At 64.9% G+C, this 16879-nt stretch carries 10 protein-coding genes; 4 read left to right on the top strand and 6 right to left on the bottom strand.

The annotated features are described in order from the left end of the window. Positions 1 to 3: 3 nt before the first annotated feature. From flhF to flhB, 3 genes are read right to left on the bottom strand one after another with little or no spacing between them, the layout of a single operon-like run. A complete protein-coding gene (flhF, locus tag MY55_RS17135; RefSeq protein ID WP_043580419.1) occupies positions 4 to 1482 on the bottom strand; it encodes a flagellar biosynthesis GTPase FlhF in 1479 nt (492 codons plus the stop codon). 13 nt (positions 1483 to 1495) lie between these two features. After that, positions 1496 to 3577 carry a flagellar biosynthesis protein FlhA gene (flhA, locus tag MY55_RS17130; protein WP_043580421.1) on the bottom strand — a complete coding sequence of 694 codons (2082 nt, stop codon included), beginning with the start codon at positions 3575 to 3577 and terminating at the stop codon, positions 1496 to 1498. A 6-nt stretch (positions 3578 to 3583) separates the two neighbouring features. Beyond that, entirely contained in the window at positions 3584 to 4750 is a 1167-nt protein-coding gene (gene flhB, locus MY55_RS17125) for a flagellar biosynthesis protein FlhB (RefSeq protein ID WP_043580423.1), read from the bottom strand. 138 nt (positions 4751 to 4888) lie between these two features. Here flhB and MY55_RS17120 point away from each other — a divergent pair, with 138 nt between their 5' ends. Continuing rightward, positions 4889 to 5683: a thymidylate synthase gene (locus MY55_RS17120; protein WP_065202778.1), complete on the top strand. Its 795-nt coding sequence runs from the start codon at positions 4889 to 4891 to the stop codon at positions 5681 to 5683. Continuing rightward, positions 5680 to 6177 carry a dihydrofolate reductase gene (locus MY55_RS17115; protein ID WP_065202773.1) on the top strand — a complete coding sequence of 166 codons (498 nt, stop codon included), beginning with the start codon at positions 5680 to 5682 and terminating at the stop codon, positions 6175 to 6177. The genes MY55_RS17120 and MY55_RS17115 overlap by 4 nt, the downstream gene beginning before the upstream one ends. 82 nt (positions 6178 to 6259) lie before the next feature. Here MY55_RS17115 and MY55_RS17110 read toward each other — a convergent pair whose 3' ends face one another. From MY55_RS17110 to MY55_RS17100, 3 genes are all read right to left on the bottom strand, one after another. After that, complete coding sequence (locus MY55_RS17110; protein WP_043580426.1) at positions 6260 to 6928, bottom strand: GntR family transcriptional regulator; 669 nt, start codon at positions 6926 to 6928, stop codon at positions 6260 to 6262. A gap of 361 nt (positions 6929 to 7289) precedes the next feature. Further along, positions 7290 to 7991, bottom strand: a complete 702-nt coding sequence (gene ubiG, locus MY55_RS17105; RefSeq protein ID WP_043580428.1) for a bifunctional 2-polyprenyl-6-hydroxyphenol methylase/3-demethylubiquinol 3-O-methyltransferase UbiG — start codon at positions 7989 to 7991, stop codon at positions 7290 to 7292. A 4-nt stretch (positions 7992 to 7995) separates the two neighbouring features. Next, a complete protein-coding gene (locus MY55_RS17100) occupies positions 7996 to 9315 on the bottom strand; it encodes a TRZ/ATZ family hydrolase (protein WP_065202772.1) in 1320 nt (439 codons plus the stop codon). 257 nt (positions 9316 to 9572) lie between these two features. On the opposite strand from MY55_RS17100, the gene MY55_RS17095 reads away from it, so the two are divergent. After that, entirely contained in the window at positions 9573 to 12383 is a 2811-nt protein-coding gene (locus MY55_RS17095) for an EAL domain-containing protein (RefSeq protein WP_065202771.1), read from the top strand. A gap of 155 nt (positions 12384 to 12538) precedes the next feature. Beyond that, positions 12539 to 16879, top strand: a complete 4341-nt coding sequence (locus tag MY55_RS17090) for an EAL domain-containing protein (protein WP_065202770.1) — start codon at positions 12539 to 12541, stop codon at positions 16877 to 16879.

Below are 16879 nucleotides of genomic sequence, written 5' to 3'. Positions count from 1 at the left end.
CGTTCACAGCCATCCGGCCTGAGCCGCCTGCATGATGGGCAATTCATCGGCCTGCAGCGAAAACGGCGAGCCTATCTGCTGCGCGCGCATCGCGCGGTCCACCAGGAAGGCGGCGTTGGCCGAGTGCAGGTCTTCCGGCACGCGCTGGCCGTTGGTGATGAAATACAGCTTGAGCCGGTTGCGGATGATCACATCCAGGCTGGGACCTTGCGCCACCGCTTCGTCTATCTTGGACAGGATGCAGCCGGCCAGGCCGTCGCCGCGGTAGCGTTTCACCACGTCTTCCAGCGTATGGCCGTCGGTGTTGGCGGCCAAGAGCAGCAGCCGCTCTATCGGCCGGCCGGCGGTGCGCAGCATGTCGATCTGCGCCAGCACGCGCGCGTCGCGCTGGCCCATGCCGACGGTGTCGATGAACACGATGTGGCGGTTGGACAGGTCGGCCAGCGTCAGCTGCAGGTCGCCCTCGTTCTGGATGGAAAATACCGGCACGCCCAGGATCTTGCCGTAGATGCGCAACTGGTCCTGCGCGCCGATCCGGTAGCTATCTGTGGTGATCAGCGCCACGTGCTGGGCGCCGAAGCGCATCGTCGCGCGGGCGGCCAGCTTGGCCACGGTGGTGGTCTTGCCGACGCCGGTGGGGCCGACCAGCGCGAAGATGCCGCCGCGGTCCATCACCTCGCGGTCGGCGTCGGCGCATTTCAGATTGTGCACCAACGCCGAGCGCGCCCATTTCACCGCCACTTCGGCTTGGTATTGCGCCGGCATTTTTTCAATCAGTTGGCGGATCAGCTGCGCGGAGAAGCCCATCGCCAGCAGGTGCTTGAACAGCTCGATGCGATTGGGCGCCTTGCCCTCCATGTCGGACCAGGCGAAGCTGGCCAGCTGGCTTTGCAGCAGGCTTCTGAGCAGCTTGATCTCGTCGCCTATCTGTCTGAGTTCCTGCGCCATTTGTTCCGGCTCCTCGCCATTGGCGTGGGACAGCGTCGGCGGCGGCGACGCCGGCATTTGCGGCGGCCGCGCCGCCGGGCGCGCTTGGGCCGGCTGGGGCGCGGCGGCTGGACGGACCGGTTGCGCGCTTTGGCGCGGCGGGGCCTGCGCCGGCTCGGGCGGCGCGTAGACCGGCTCCATCCGCGGCCGAGGGGCGCTTTCCAGACGCGGCGCCGCCGGGCTTTCCAGCGGCTCCACCGGCATCGCGTAGGTGCGGGCGATGGCGCGGTTCACCGCGCTGCCGTTGGGCGGGATGGGCGCGGGCTGCTGCGGGCGGTTCACCGCCGGCGGCGCGTTGCGCGGCGGGTGCTTGCTGCTGGAGGTGGACAGCGTGCTGGCCAGGTTGGCGACGTCGGCGTCGGCCACCGCCATGATTTCGACGCCGCCGCCCATGGTGGGCCGATTGGACAAAATGAGGGCGTCCGCCCCCAGTTCTTCGCGAACTTGCCTGAGTGCGTCTCGAGTGGTCTTCCCGAAGAACTTTTTCACCACCATTATTGATTAGCCCTTAGCCCTTGCTGCCGCCGATTACCGCAATTATACGAATGGATTTATTGTCCGGAATCTCATTATGCGAAATCACACGCAGCTGCGGCAATGCCCGGCGCAGGAAACGCGCCAGCAGCGGCCGCAGGCCGGGTGCGGTCAGCAGTACCGGATTGTAACCCTGAATCTCCACCTGTTCGGTCTGTTGCGCCGCGCTGGACAGCAGGTTTTCCGCCAGGCCGGGCTCCAGTCCGCCGCCGGCCTTGGACTGCACCGCCTGCATCAGCACGTTTTCAAGCTGAGGCTCCAGCGTCATCAGCGGCAGTTCGGCTTCGCCCGGGAAGAGCTGCTGCACGATCACCCGCGACAGCGCGGTACGGACGGAGCCGGTCAACTCGTCCACATCCTGGGTGACGCCGATATGGTCGGCCAGCGTTTCCACGATGGTGCGGAAGTCGCGGATGTGGATGCCGTCGTTCAACAGCTGTTGCAGCACTTTCTGCAGCGTGCCGACCGGCACCACCTTGGGCACCAGGTCTTCTATCAGTTTCGGCGATTCCTTGGCCTGGTGGTCTATCAGCGCCTGCACTTCTTCGCGGCCCAGCAGCTCGGCTGAGTGGGTTTGCAGCAGGTTGGAGATATGGGTGGCCACCACGGTGCTGGCATCCACCACGGTATAGCCCAGAGATTGCGCTTCTTCCCGCTTGCCGGCCTCTATCCATACCGCCGGCAGGCCGAAGGCTGGGTCGGTGGTGGCGTTGCCGGCGATCTCCTTGCTGACCCGGCCGGGGTTGATCGCCAGGAACTGGCCGATATAGGCCTCGCCCTTGCCCAGCTCCACGCCCTTGAGCAGGATGCGGTAGGCGTTGGGCTTGATTTCCAGATTGTCGCGGATGTGGACCGGCGGCACCAGGAAGCCCAGATCCTGCGCGATCTTCTTGCGGATGCCGCGGATGCGGCGCAGCAGCTCGCCGTCCTGGGTACGGTCCACCAGCGGAATCAGCCGGTAGCCCACTTCCATGCCGAGCTGGTCGACGTGCTGGACGTCGTTCCAGCTGACTTCCGCGCCTTGCTGCTCCGGCGGCGCCGGCGGCTGGGCGGCCTGCTGTTCGCGGGCCAAGTCGCGCAGCCGGCGTTGCTCCATCATCCGGGCCAGGAGCAGCAGCGCGCCGGCGATCAGCAGGAAGGACAGATGGGGCATGTTGGGGATCAGGCCTATCATGCCTATCACCGCCGAGGTGATGTACAGCACCTGCGGCTTGGTGAACAGCTGGGTCAGGAACTGCTCCGACATGTCCTGTTCGGTGCCGACGCGCGACACCACGATGCCGGCGGCGGTGGAGATGATCAGCGCCGGGATCTGCGCCACCAGGCCGTCGCCTATGGTCAGCAGCGTATAGGTTTCGGCCGCCTGGCCGGCCGGCAGGTCGTGCTGCACCACGCCGACGATCAGGCCGCCGATGATGTTGATCAGGATGATCATGATGCCGGCCATCGCGTCGCCGCGGACGAATTTGGAGGCACCGTCCATCGCGCCGAAGAAGTTGGCTTCCTCGGCGATGGTGGAGCGGCGCTTGCGGGCCTCGTCCTCGCCGATCAGGCCGGCGTTGAGGTCGGCGTCGATCGCCATCTGCTTGCCCGGCATCGCGTCCAGGGTGAAGCGCGCCGACACTTCGGCGATCCGGCCGGCGCCCTTGGTGATCACCACGAAGTTGATGATGGTGATGATGACGAACACCACGATGCCGATGGCGACGTTGCCGCCCACCAGGAAGTGGGAGAACGATTCGATCACCTTGCCGGCGGCGTCCGGGCCGGTATGGCCTTCCAGCAGCACTACCCGGCTGGAGGCGACGTTCAGCGACAGCCGCAGCAGCGTGGTGACCAGCAGCACCGAGGGAAAGGACGAGAAATCCAGCGGCTTCCTGACATTGATGCCGACCAGCAGCACGATCACCGACACCGCGATGTTGAAGGTGAAGAAGATGTCCAGCAGCACCGGCGGCAGCGGCAGCACCATCATCGTCAGGATCAGGATGATGAGCACCGGCCCGGCGAGCTGGGAGATCTTGAGGCTGCGGAGGATCTGTAGGATGGAGTCCATGCTGGCTTATAGGCTTTCTTCAGGCGCCGAATCTTGCGGACGTTTGCTGTAGGGGTCAAGCTCGGCGGGCACTTCCAGCTTGTCCGGGAACACCGGCGCGAGGCCGCCGACCGCCTGGTATTGCTGCAGCTGGAAGATATAGGCCAGCACTTGCGCCGCCGCCGCGTATAGCGGCGCCGGAATGTCCTCGCCCAGCTCGGCGTTGAAGTACAGCGCCCGCGCGAAGCTGGGGGAGCGCATCACCGGCACATGGCTGCCCTTGCCGGTGTCGACGATTTTTTCCGCCAGCTTCAGCGAACCCTTGGCCACCACCTGCGGCGCGCGCATGGTGTCGTCGTATTTCAGCGCCACCGCGAAGTGGGTCGGGTTGGTGACGATCACGTTGGCCTTGGGCACCTCCTGCATCATTCGCTTGCGCGCCGCCTCGCGCTGCATCTGGCGGATGCGGCCCTTCACTTCCGGCGAGCCTTCGGCTTCCTTGTATTCCTGCTTGACCTCTTCCTTGGTCATGCGCAGCTTCTTGTAGTAGCTCCACAGCTGGTAGGGCACGTCTATCGCCACCAGCAGGATCATCGCCGAGGCGACGATGAAGAAGGTGTGGATGATCAGGTCGGTCATCTTCAGGATGGCCGATTCCAGCGGCATCGCCAATAGACCGATGACTTCGCCGCGCTCGCGCCAGATGTACCAGGTGGCGATGCCGCCTATCAGCAGGCTTTTCAGAATGGCTTTGAAGCCTTCGGTGACGGCGTTCAGCGAAAACAAGCGCTTGATGCCGGGCAAGGGGTTGAGCTTGCCGAAATTGGGGCCGATCGCTTTCAGCGTCAGGTTCCAGCCGCCTACCAGCATCGGCGTGAACAGCGCCACCAGCGCCAGGCCGGCGAAGAACGGCGCCAATTGCCACAGCGCGCCGAAAATGGCTTCCTTGAAGCGCAGCAGCACCGGCTCGGTGCTTTGCACCGTGCTCTGGTCGAAGGTCAGCAGGTGGCGCATGGTGTCGCCGAGGAAGGTGCCGATCTTGCCGCCCAGGTTCATCAGCAGCGATACCCCGGCCATGGTGACGGCGAACGTCGACAACTCCCGCGAGCGGGGGATGTTGCCGTCTTCCCGCGCCATGGACAGCCGTTTGGCTGACGCGGGTTCGGTGCGTTCGAGGTCGGAATCTTCTGCCATGGGCTCGCTTTAATAATGCTTTTGTCTTGATTTTAAACTGAATGGTAGCCTATGCCGGGCTGTTCCGGCCAGCGCCGCAGCCTCGCTTGCCGGCGGCGCAGGCGGTACAATGCAGCGATTATCGATGGGATCGCCAACATGCAACAGTATCTCGACCTGATGCGCCATGTGATGGAGCATGGCCACGACAAGGCCGACCGCACCGGCACCGGCACGCGCTCGGTGTTCGGCTACCAGATGCGCTTCAACCTGGCCGACGGTTTTCCGCTGGTCACCACCAAGAAGTGCCATCTGCGCTCCATTATCCATGAACTGCTGTGGTTCCTGTCCGGCGACACCAATATCCGCTATCTGAAGGAAAACGGCGTGTCGATCTGGGACGAGTGGGCCGACGAAAACGGCGACCTCGGCCCGGTGTACGGCTACCAGTGGCGTAGCTGGCCGGCGCCGGACGGCCGCCATATCGACCAGATCAGCCAGCTCCTGGGCATGATCAAGAAGAATCCGGACTCGCGCCGCCTGATCGTATCGGCATGGAACCCGGCTTTGGTGGACCAGATGGCGTTGCCGCCGTGCCACAGCCTGTTCCAGTTCTACGTGGCCGACGGCAAGCTGTCCTGCCAGCTGTACCAGCGTTCGGCCGACATTTTCCTCGGCGTGCCGTTCAATATCGCCAGCTACGCCTTGCTCACCATGATGGTGGCGCAGGTATGCGGGCTGCAGGCCGGCGATTTCATCCACACGCTGGGCGACGCCCACCTGTACAGCAACCATCTGGAGCAGGCGCAATTGCAATTAACGCGCGAACCGCGTCCGCTGCCGACAATGAAGCTCAATCCGGCGGTGACGGATCTGTTCGCCTTCCGTTTCGAAGACTTCGAGCTGCAAGGCTACGACCCGCATCCCCACATCAAGGCGGCGGTGGCGGTATGACGGCGCAGAACAAACCGCGGCTGACCCTGGTGGCGGCGATGGCGTCCAACCGCACCATAGGTGTGGACAACCAGCTGCCCTGGCATCTGCCGGAAGACCTGAGGCATTTCAAGGCGGCCACGCTGGGCAAGCCGGTGATCATGGGCCGCAAGACCTGGGACTCCATCGGCAAGCCGCTGCCGGGCCGGCGCAACATCGTGGTGACCCGCCAGGCCGATTGGCGGGCGGACGGCGCGGAAGTCGCCCACTCGCTGGAGGAGGCGCTGGCGCTGGCCGGCGCGGTGGAGGAGGTGTGCCTGATCGGCGGCGCCGAGCTGTACCGGCAGGCCATCGCCGTGGCCGACCGCTTGTGCCTGACCGAAATCGCCGACGCCTACGACGGCGACGCCCACTTCCCTGAATTTTCCGCCGCCGACTGGCGGCAGGCCTCGCGCGAGGAAGCGGTCAGCGCCGGCGGCCTGGCTTACGCCTTCGTCAATTACCTGCGGCGCTGAGCCGCGGCGACAAAAAGCCGCCGGTTTCCAACTGGAAGCCGGCGGCTTTTTTCATGGGCGGCGGGCGCCGGCAAGCGGTGGCTTAGCGGCGGCCTTCCAGCGCCTCGGCCGCGGTTTGCGCCAGCTGGCTGTATTCCTGGCCGAAAGTGGCCACCATTTGCTTGAGCCGGCTGGTGTCGCGCGCGATCAGCGTCTTCAGCAGGCTTTCCAGGAAACGGTAGGTGTTGTCCATCTGGCTCTTGCCGGCGCGCAGTATCGCGTACAGGCAGCGCTGGGTCAGCGGCAGCATGTCGTTCAGGGTATCGGTCAGGTAGCGGTTGTCGGCATGGTTGTACAGCGCCGACAGGAATTCGATGCCGTGCTCGTAGAAGGCCTGCAGGTCATCGCGGCGGTTGTCTTCCTCCAGCTGGGCCATCAGCTCGATGAAGCGCGCCAGGTCGTCGTTCTGCCAGCCGGCGGCCAGGTTTTGCGCCACCCGGTCCAGCAGCAGGAACCACAGGTCGAAGAAATCGCGCACGTCGCGCGCGCCTATGCTGGCCACCACCGCGCCGCGGCGCGGGAAAATGTCCACCAGATGGCGGCGCTGCAATATCAGCAAGGCCTCGCGCACCGAGCCGCGGCTGACCTCCAGTTCGGCGGCGATCCGCAATTCCTGGATGCGCTCGCCCGGTTGCATGTCGCCCTGGATGATCTGTTTGCCTAGGTATTGGGCGATCTGCTCGGTCAGCAGGTCGTTGGCCTTGAAAGTCATGAATCATCTCCGGAAAGCGTTTTTTTCGTTTTCATAAGTATTGTACGGCATGGCCATGCAGGATTGTCCGGCAATATTTTGTTGGTCAGCCTGTTTGTATCCAAATGCCGCGGCCAAGCCTGGCCCGCGGCACTGCCATGCCGCCGGGCGCGCGTCGAGCCGCCCGGCTTGGGGCGGCCATGATATCAACCAGAGGGTTAAAACGCATGTTTTGATGTTGTGTTGACGGGGTGCCCTGGATTTTTATGCTGTTTGACACGCTTTTTGCGAAAAAGCCTGCCTGAGGGCAGAAAAAGCCAAACTTGGACGCGGAATGAAGAAAGCCCGGCGCGGGGCCGGGCTTGGCGGAGTCGGTCCCGTTTCAGGCGGCCGGCAGGCGGGTGGCCATCAGGTAATTGACAGCGGTGTCGTCGTTCAGCGAGTAGATGCGGGTGAGCGGGTTGTAGCCCATGCCGCTCAGCGTCTGCAGGCTGAGGCCGGCATGGCGCGTCATCCGGCCCAGCTCCGACGGCTTGAGGAAGCGCGCGTATTCATGGGTGCCGCGCGGCAGCATGTTGAGCACGTACTCGGCGCCGACCACGGCCAGCAGATAGGCCTTGGCGTTGCGGTTCAGCGTGGAGAAGAACACCCAGCCGCCCGGCTTCACCAATTGGGCGCAGGCGCGCACCACGCTTTGCGGATCGGGCACGTGCTCCAGCATTTCCATGCAGGTCACCACGTCGAAGGCGCCCGGCATCTCCGCTGCCAGATCCTCCACCGCCACGCAGCGGTAGTCGATGGGCACGCCGGACTCCAGGCTGTGCAGCTGCGCTACCTTCAGCGATTTCTTGGCCAGGTCGATGCCGGTCACCTGCGCGCCTTTTTGCGCCATGCTCTCGGCCAGGATGCCGCCGCCGCAGCCGACGTCCAGCACTTTCTTGCCGGCGAGGGAGGCGTGGCGGTCGATGAAGTCCAGCCGCAGCGGGTTGATCTCGTGCAGCGGCTTGAATTCGCTGTCCTTGTCCCACCACTTGTGCGCCAGCTGGCTGAATTTGTCGATTTCGAGTTCGTCTACATTGCTCATGCGTTTACTTCGCCAGGATGCGGTTGCGCCAATCGTCGGCGCGGGTTTTCAAGTTGGATTCGTCCAGGGTGGTCAGCTTGCGGCCGGCCAGCAGCGCGCGGCCCTTGACCCAGACGTGGCTGACCTGCTCGCGGCCGGCGGCGTACACCACGTGCGAGATCGGATCGAAGGCCGGCGCGGTCTCCAGCGCCGACAGGTCGATGGCGATCAGGTCGGCGTCCTTGCCTTCCTTGACCGAGCCGGTCTTGTCGGCGATGCCGAGCGCGCGCGCGCCGTTCAGCGTGGCCATGCGGATGGCGGCGGCGGCCGGCACCGAGGTCGGGTCCAGCGTGCCCACCTTGGCCAGCAGCGCGGCCAGGCGCGTTTCCGCCAGCATGTCCAGCTTGTTGTTGGAGGCGGCGCCATCGGTGCCGATGCCGACCGCGATGCCGGCCTGCAGCATCTTGGGGATGGGGGCGATGCCGGAGGCCAGCTTCATGTTGGAGGCCGGGTTGTGGGCGGTGGAGAGACCGTGCTTGGCCACCAGTTCGATCTCGGCGTCGTTCAGGTGCACCATGTGGGCGGCCACCAGGCGCGGCGACAGCAGGCCCAGCTGCTGCAGGCGGGCCAGCGGGCGCTGGCCGTGTTCCTTGACGCTGTTGTTCACTTCGTCCGCGGTTTCGTGGATGTGGCAGTGGATCAGCATGTCTTCTTGCTCGGCCAGCGTCACAACCTTGCGGAAGGTGTCGTCCGATACGGTGTAGGGCGCGTGCGGCGCCAGGGTGAAGGTGACCAGGTCTTCGCCCAGGAACTGGCTGCGTTCGGCCATGCCCTTGGCGATGTAGTCGTCGGCGTTGGCCGCGTAGTTGGTCGGGAATTCCAGGATGGAACAGCCGACGAAGGTGCGCATGCCGGACGCCAGGCCGGCGCGCGCCATCGCGGCGTTGTAGAAGTACATGTCGTTGATGGTGGTGGTGCCGCCGCGTATCATCTCGCCCATCGCCAGCAGCGCGCCGTCGAACACGAAGTCGTCGTGGACGTGCTTGCCTTCGGCCGGCCAGATATGGTTGGTCAGCCAGTCCATCAGCGCCTTGTCGTCGGCCAGGCCGCGCAGCAGCGTCATCGCCGAGTGGCCGTGCAGGTTGACGAGGCCGGGCATCAGCACGTGATCGGGCAGCTCCAGCCGTTCGTCCGCATCCAGGCCGGCGGCCTGCGCCGCTGGAATAATGGCGGCAATCCTGCCATCCTTGATCGCGACTGCGTGGTTTTCCAGGACTTCGCCGTCAGTTTCCACGGTGATGATCCAGCGGGCGGAGATAATCTTTTCATAACGTGACTGCGGCATGGTTCATATCCTGAATGCTTGGTCAAAAAGTGTCGTGGATTTTAGGCCCAGCGGCAAGGCAAGGCAATGCGCGGCGCCGATTCCTTAATATCCGCCGCGCGCCGGCCGCGGATGTGCTTGAAAATGGCGAGGAGCGATGACTGGTGAATATTCCGGCCAAAAGCCGGCGGCGGCCGGTGTATACTGCTGATTGCACAAACGAATTCAACTCAGGGCATTCGATCACCGACTTTTCGGCGAACAAAGACTAGCGCGACATGGCTCAACAAGCAGACGATAAATCCACCGCCAGCTCTGGCTTGAATCTGAGGGATGTGTTTCTCATCGCCGTGATACTCGGCTTGCTGATTCCGGCCTCCATCATCAGTTATCTCAGCTTCAACATTCAGAAGGACAACCTGACCACCCAGCTGGAAACCGACCAGCGCCGTCTGCTCGACATCGTCGCGCTGGGCATGCAGGAGCCGCTGTGGAACCTCAGCCGCCAGGCCGGCAATCCGCTGATTTCGTCGGTGATGGAAGACCCGCGCGTGATTTCCATCCGCGTCACCGACACCCAGTCCAACCAGGTATTCCTGTCCTCGGTGCGCAGCGAGCGCCGCATCGGCAGCGTGTCCTACGTCGAGAAGCCGGTGATCTACCGCGGCGAGGCCATCGGCCAGGTGACGATGGAGTTCGACAACGAGAACCTGGCCATCGCGCTGAGCAACCAGGTGAAGAACATCCTGATGATACTGGCGGCGCAGCTGGTGCTGTCCATCATGCTGATCATGAGCATCCTGCACTCGCGCTTCCTCAGCCCGATGCGGTTGTTGACCGAGCAGGCGCGGCTGTTGGCCGAGCTGAAGCTGGATACGCCGTTCGAGTGGTCGCGCCGCGACGAGCTGGGCCGGCTCGGCACCCACCTGGAGTGGACCCGCTCCGAATTGAAGCGGCTGGTCGACGAATTGCGCGCCAAGACGCTGGCGCTGGAGGCCGACATCGCCCGCCGCCGCGAGGTGGAGGACGCGCTGCGCCGCTCGGAGAACAAATACCGCGAGCTGTTCTGGTCCAATCTTGACGGCATCGTCATCAGCTCGCTGGACGGCCAGGTGATAGACGCCAACCCGGCCTTCCTCAATCTGATGTGCTACAGCCTGGACCAGCTCAAGCAGCAGAACTTCTGGAGCCTGGTGGCCGAAGAGAGCGAGGCGCTGGAGCGCTTCAACCTCGACAACAAGGTGCTGCGCTTCGGCTATTGCGACGAATTCGAAGCCACCTATCTGAACCGGTTCGACAACCAGGTGCCGGTCAGCGTCAAGACGGTGGCGATGCGCGACGCCTTCGGCCGCATCAACGCGGTGTGGCGGATGGTGCGCGACATCTCGGAAAAGCGCGCCGCCGAAGAGCGGGTGCAGCTGGCGGCCAAGGTGTTCGAAAATACCGTCGAAGGCATCATGATCACCGACGCCGACCGCCGCATCCGCAGCGTCAACCGCGCCTTCACCGAAATCACCGGCTACACCCAGCACGAGGTGCTGGGGCAGAAGACCAGCATCCTGTCGTCCGGCCGCCACGACCAGCCCTTCTACGACCAGATGTGGCAGGCCATCGCCGAAGACGGCTCCTGGCAGGGCGAACTGTGGAACCGCCGCAAGAACGGCGAAGTGTATCCGGAATGGCTGGCGATAAACGCGGTGCGCAACAGCCTGGAGGAAATCACCCATTACGTGGCGATCTTCAGCGACCTGACCGAACGCAAGGCCGCCGACGAGCGCATCCAGTTCCTGGCCCACTTCGACGTGCTGACCAGCCTGCCCAACCGCATGCACATGCAGGACCGCGTCGAGCTGGCCATCCACAACGCGGTGCGCGACAACCAGCGGCTGGCGCTGCTGCTGCTGGATCTCGACCGCTTCAAGACCGTCAACGAATCGCTGGGCCACTCGGCCGGCGACACCTTGCTGCAGGTGGCGGCCGACCGCATCCGCACTGTGCTGGGGCCGGGCGAAATGCTGGCGCGCCAGGGGGGCGACGAATTCATCGTGCTGCTGCCGCTGGTGTCCGATCCGGGCGAGGCGGCGCTGGCGGCCGAGCGGGTGCGCGAGGTGTTCGCCAACCCGATCGAGCTGCACAACCACGTGATCACCATCACGCCGTCCATCGGCATCAGCGTCTATCCGGACGACGGCCGCGACTACGAAACCCTGGTGCGCAACGCCGACGCGGCGATGTACCACGCCAAATCGTCCGGCCGCAACAGCTACAAGTTCTACACCGCCGACCTCAACGCCCGCGCCCGCGAAATCCTGGCGATTGAAAGCCAGCTGCGCTTCGCGCTGGAGCGCGACGAGTTCGTGCTGCACTACCAGCCGCAAGTGGAGATGCAAAGCGGCCGCATCGTCGGCGCCGAGGCGCTGATCCGCTGGAACCACCCGTCGCTGGGCCTGCTGGGCCCGGTGCGCTTCATCCAGGTGGCGGAAGAGCGCGGCTTCATCGTGCAGATCGGCAACTGGGTGATCGGCGAAGCCACGCGCCAGCTGGTGGCCTGGCGCCAGGCCGGCCTGCCGGAGCTGACGCTGGCGGTCAATCTGTCGGCGCTGCAGTTCCGCCAGCCCGATCTGGCCGAACAGCTGCAGCACGCGCTGGCCTCCAGCGGCCTGCCAGGCCACGCGCTGGACATCGAGGTGACCGAGAGCATCATCATGGAAGACGCGCAGGCCACCATCCAGACCATAGACAATATGAAGAACATGGGCCTCCGGCTGTCGATCGACGACTTCGGCACCGGCTACTCCAGCCTGTCCTACCTGAAGCGCTTCAAGGCCGACAAGCTGAAGATCGACCGCTCCTTCGTGCGCGACATCCCGCAGGACGCCGACGACAGCGCCATCGCCCGCGCCATCATCAATATGGCCAAGAACCTGAACATGCAGGTGGTGGCCGAAGGCGTGGAGACGATGGAGCAATGGCAGTTCCTGGAGCAGGAGGGCTGCGATTTCGTCCAGGGCTACCTGATCGCCAAGCCGTTGCCGGCCGACGACTTCGCCGCGCTGCTGACGCGCGACAGCCTGCTGCCGCAAAGCTGACGCCGCCAGCCATCCGTCCCCGGCCCGCGGCTAGCCCCGCGGGCTTTTTCATGGCTGAAAATCACGTTCGGAACCGGTGAAATCGCGCTGGCCTGGCCGCAAATGCTTGCCATACTCAGTTAAGACCTATCGGATGAATGCGCATGGGAGGGCGGATGACGGCGCGCAAGAACGGGCTGACCTGGGTGGTCACGTCGGCTTATGCAGTGATCGCTTCGATCTGGATCATCGTGCCGGATGTGCTGGTGGACACCGACCGCGCCATAGGAGGGGTGGTCGGCGGCCTGGCTTGGGACGGTCTGTTCACTTTTGTCTCGGCGGCCTTGCTGTATCTTGCCTTGCGGCAATTGCCGGAAGAAAGCCTGTCCAAACTGGCCCCGCCTGGCCGCTTGCCGCGCTGGCTGGCCGCGCGCCCGCGCCATCAGCCGGCGGCGCTGGCGCTCGGGTACGCGCTGTTGACTTTATTGATGATGACCATGCCGGATTGGCTGCAGAGCGGCATGGCGAGTCGGCAGTGGCAAGTCAGGCTGACCCTGTGCTGGGACGCGCTGTATGTGGCGGCCACCGCCATCCTGCTGTTCCATGGCTTGCGCCGCTTGCGGCGGCCCGGTGATGAGGTGGCCGGACGCCGGCACGGTTCCGACTATTTGTTCGCCATCGTCAGTTCGCTGCTGGTCATCGGCATGCGCGCGCAATTGCATCCGGAGTTCGGCAAGCACCACCGGATGCTGCTGTTTCTGATACCGATAAGCCTGAGCGCCTTATTGGGCGGCGTGGGGCCGGGCTTGCTGTCCACCGGTCTGATCACCTCTGTCATCGGCTACCTGTTTTTCACCTCGACGCCGGATATGGCGGGCAGCCCGATGTCGTTTCTGCTGTCGCTCAGCCTGTTGGCGCTCAATGGCGTGTTGCTCAGCCTGGTGAGCGAAATCCACCTGCAGGGGAAAGCGAAGCTGGAGGCGGCGCTGCGCCGGCAGAGCGCCGACGCCGAAGCGCTGCGGCAGAGCGACGAGCGTTTTCGCGCGCTGTTCGAGGGCAGCCCGGTGGCGATGGCGATCTCGCGATTGGCCGACGGCCTGCTGGAGGAGGTGAACGAGGCTTTTCTGGATATGTTTGGTCTGGAGGAACAGGCTGTGCTGGGGCGCACGACGGGCGAGCTGGGCATCTGGCAGGACGTCGCCGACCGTCAGGCCATTGTGTCGGCATTGCGGGAGCAAGGCTGCGTGCAAGGCGCGCCGGTGGCGCTCCGCCGCTCCGACGGCAGCGTGCTGTATGCGCTGCTGTCCTTTCGCCAGGTGCGTTTCGGCGGGGGCGAGCATATCCACGGCGTGGTGCTGGATGTCAGCGCCCAGCATGCCGCGCAGCAGGCGCTGCTAAGGATCGAGCACGAGTTCCGGTTGCTGATCGACTCGATCACCGACTACGCTTTTTTCCTGTTGTCGCCGGAGGGCCTAGTGCTGAACTGGAGTAACGGCTCGCAGGGAATCAAGGGGTATACGACCGAGGAAATCGTCGGCCGTTCTTTCGATTGTTTCTATACCGCAGAAGACCAGGCGGCAGGCGTGCCGCAACAATTGCTTGCCAATGCGGCGCAGCAGGGCCGCGATGTGCACGAAGGCTGGCGGGTGCGGCGCGACGGCAGCCGTTTCTGGGCGCGCGCCATCCTGTACGCGATCCGCGGCGACGACGGCGAGTTGCAAGGCTATGCCAAGGTGACCCAGGACCTGACCCTGCAGCAGGCGGCGGAGCGGGAGCTGCGCGACAGCGAGGCGCGCTACGCCGGCATGATACGTTCGGCGATGGATGGGGTGATCAGCATAGACGCCGGTCAGCGCATCACTTTGTTCAATCCGGCGGCCGAGCGGATGTTCGGCTACAGCGTCGACGCGATGCTGGGTCAGCCGCTGGACCGCCTGTTGCCGCCAATGTTGAGCGAACTCCACCGCGGCAAGGTGGAGGCTTTCGGCCGGGGGATGGCGAGCAGCCGGCGGATGGGCGGCCAGGGAAAGATCCAGGGCATGCGAGCCGGCGGCGAGCTGTTTGATCTGGAGGCGTCGATTTCGCGGCTGGAGGTGGCGGGAGAGCGCAGCTACACGGTTATCCTGCGAGACGTCAGCGAGCGCGAGAACACGTTGGCCGAGTTGCGGCGCCACTTGCAGCAGCTGGAATCCATGAATGAGCTGGCGCGCGCCATTCTGGCAGCCGGCATGCCGGAACAGGTGGCGCAGCTGGGCCTGCGCTATTTGCGGCGCCTGCTGCCGTTCTGGGGCGCCACCGCGATGATCGTCGACTGGGAGGCGGGCGCTACCCGGGTGCTGGCGGTGGAGCGCGAGCCCGGCGCCAGCTACGATCCCGGCCAGCGGCTGACGCTGATCAGCTACGGCCTCGAGGATCTGGAGAGGCTGAAGAAGGGGCTGGTTTGCCGGGTGGATGATCTGGACGCGCTGCCAAGGCGCTCGTCCACGCTGGAGAGGCTGCGTCTGCAGGGTATGCAATCGTATATCCGCATTCCGCTGATGGCGGCTGGCGAGTTGCTGGGCATGATGAATCTGGCATCGGACAAATTGGGCGCGTTCAGCGAAGCGCAGCAGGAGGTGGCGGACGTATTCGCCCAGCAACTGGCGATCGCGTTGCAGCAGTCGCTGCTGCGTCAGAGCGTGGAGCGGCTTGGCAGGGTGTACCGGCTGCTCAGCCGCGTCAATACGCTGATCGTGCGCTGCCATCAGCGGCGGGAGCTGTTCGACGGCGTGTGCCGGATCGCGGTGGAGGATGGCGCTTACCGCATGGCCTGGATAGGCGTGATGGATCCGCAAAGCGGCGACGGCGAGGTGGCGGCTTTTTGCGGCGAGGACGACAGTTATCGGGCGCTGATCCGCCTGAGCGCGCGCGCCGATTCGCCGTTTGCCGACAGGCCGGCTTGCCGGGCGGTGCGCGAACAGGAAATGGTGGTATGCAACGATGTGCAAGCGGACCCCTCTTTGCGGGCGCTGGCTCGGGATCTGATGGCGCGCGGCCTGCGCGCGGTGGCTTGCCTGCCGATCGTGACGGATGGACGGGCGCAGGCGGTGCTGGCGCTGTTTTCCGAGGCAAGCGGCGCTTTCGATCGCCAGGAGGTGCAGCTGCTGCGCGAGTTGTCCGGCGATATCGCCTTCGCGCTCAGCCATATCGGCCAGACGGAGCGATTGGACTACCTGGCCTATTACGACAGCCTGACCGGCCTCGCCAACCGCGGGCTGCTGGCGGAGCGGCTGGCGCAACGCATCACCGACGCGGCGGAGCGCCGCTTCGCCATCGCGTTTCTCGATCTGGAGCATTTCAAGTCCATCAACGACGTGTTCGGCCGCGTCATTGGCGACCAGGTGCTGCAGCGTTTCGCCGACCGCTTGCTTCGGCATGTGCAGGATGCCTCGCAGCTGTCGCGCATCGGCGCCGACCAGTTCGCGCTGATCCTGCCGCAGGCGGGCGGGGAGGAGGAGGCGGCCCGCCAGGTGCAGAAATTGCAGCTTGAATGCCTGGACGCGCAGATGGAGATAGGCGGCGCCGAGCTGCGGCTATCGGCCAAATTCGGCATCGCCATGTATCCGGACGATGGCGCGCAGGCTTCGGATTTGATGGAGCATGTCGAGTCGGCGCTGAAGCGGGCCAAGGCCGCCGGCGCCAAGAGCCTGTTTTACCGGCAGGAGATGACCGAACGGGCGGCGGCGGCGCTGGAACTGGGCAATCTGCTGCATGCCGCGTTGGCGCGCGGGCAGTTCGAGCTGCACTACCAACCCAAGGTCGAGGCCAACAGCCATCACTTGGTGGGCGTGGAGGCGCTGCTGCGCTGGCGCCATCCCGAGCGCGGCCTGGTGTCGCCGGAACAGTTCGTGCCGCTGCTGGAGGAGCTGGGCCTGATCGTGGAAGCCGGTCGCTGGGCGCTGGAGCAGGCGGCGCGCGACCATCGCGGCTGGCGCGAAGCCGGGCTGGCGTCGCCGCGCGTCGCCGTCAACGTTTCGCCGCGGCAGCTGGGGCAAGCGGATTTCGTGGCGATGCTGGCGGAGGTGCTGGCGCCGTACGGCGCCGACCACGGCATAGATCTGGAGATCACCGAAAGCCAGATCATGGAGGATGTGGACGGCGGCATCGCCAAGCTGCGCGAGGCGCGCGAATTGGGCGTGGCCATCGCGGTGGACGATTTCGGCACCGGCTATTCGTCGCTGGCCTATCTGGCGCGGCTGCCGGTGCAGGCGCTGAAGATAGACCGCTCCTTCGTCATGGGCATGCTGGACGAGCCCGAGTCGATGACGTTGGTGGAAACCATCATTTCCTTGGCGCACGCGATGCAGTTGGAGGTGGTGGCCGAAGGCGTGGAGAACGCCGAGCAGGCCAGGGTGCTGGCCGGCCTGAATTGCGATGTGCTGCAGGGCTACTGGCTGAGCCGCCCGCTGTCCGCCGACCAACTGGCGGACAAGCTGCGGCAGGAGCGGCGCTGGGCCAGCCCGCTTAAGCGCGGATGA

The organism is Chromobacterium subtsugae (assembly GCF_001676875.1).
GTDB lineage: Bacteria > Pseudomonadota > Gammaproteobacteria > Burkholderiales > Chromobacteriaceae > Chromobacterium > Chromobacterium subtsugae.
Note: the sequence above shows the minus strand (reverse complement) of the source record. Positions and strands in the feature narration are given on the sequence as shown.

Coding starts and splice junctions, on each gene's coding strand:
- flhF (WP_043580419.1), bottom strand. CDS start 1,482: ATGGTGGTGAAAAAGTTCTTCGGGAAGACCACTCGAGACGCACTCAGG.
- MY55_RS17095 (WP_065202771.1), top strand. CDS start 9,573: ATGGCTCAACAAGCAGACGATAAATCCACCGCCAGCTCTGGCTTGAAT.
- MY55_RS17120 (WP_065202778.1), top strand. CDS start 4,889: ATGCAACAGTATCTCGACCTGATGCGCCATGTGATGGAGCATGGCCAC.
- MY55_RS17100 (WP_065202772.1), bottom strand. CDS start 9,315: ATGCCGCAGTCACGTTATGAAAAGATTATCTCCGCCCGCTGGATCATC.
- MY55_RS17115 (WP_065202773.1), top strand. CDS start 5,680: ATGACGGCGCAGAACAAACCGCGGCTGACCCTGGTGGCGGCGATGGCG.
- MY55_RS17090 (WP_065202770.1), top strand. CDS start 12,539: ATGACGGCGCGCAAGAACGGGCTGACCTGGGTGGTCACGTCGGCTTAT.
- MY55_RS17110 (WP_043580426.1), bottom strand. CDS start 6,928: ATGACTTTCAAGGCCAACGACCTGCTGACCGAGCAGATCGCCCAATAC.
- flhB (WP_043580423.1), bottom strand. CDS start 4,750: ATGGCAGAAGATTCCGACCTCGAACGCACCGAACCCGCGTCAGCCAAA.
- ubiG (WP_043580428.1), bottom strand. CDS start 7,991: ATGAGCAATGTAGACGAACTCGAAATCGACAAATTCAGCCAGCTGGCG.
- flhA (WP_043580421.1), bottom strand. CDS start 3,577: ATGGACTCCATCCTACAGATCCTCCGCAGCCTCAAGATCTCCCAGCTC.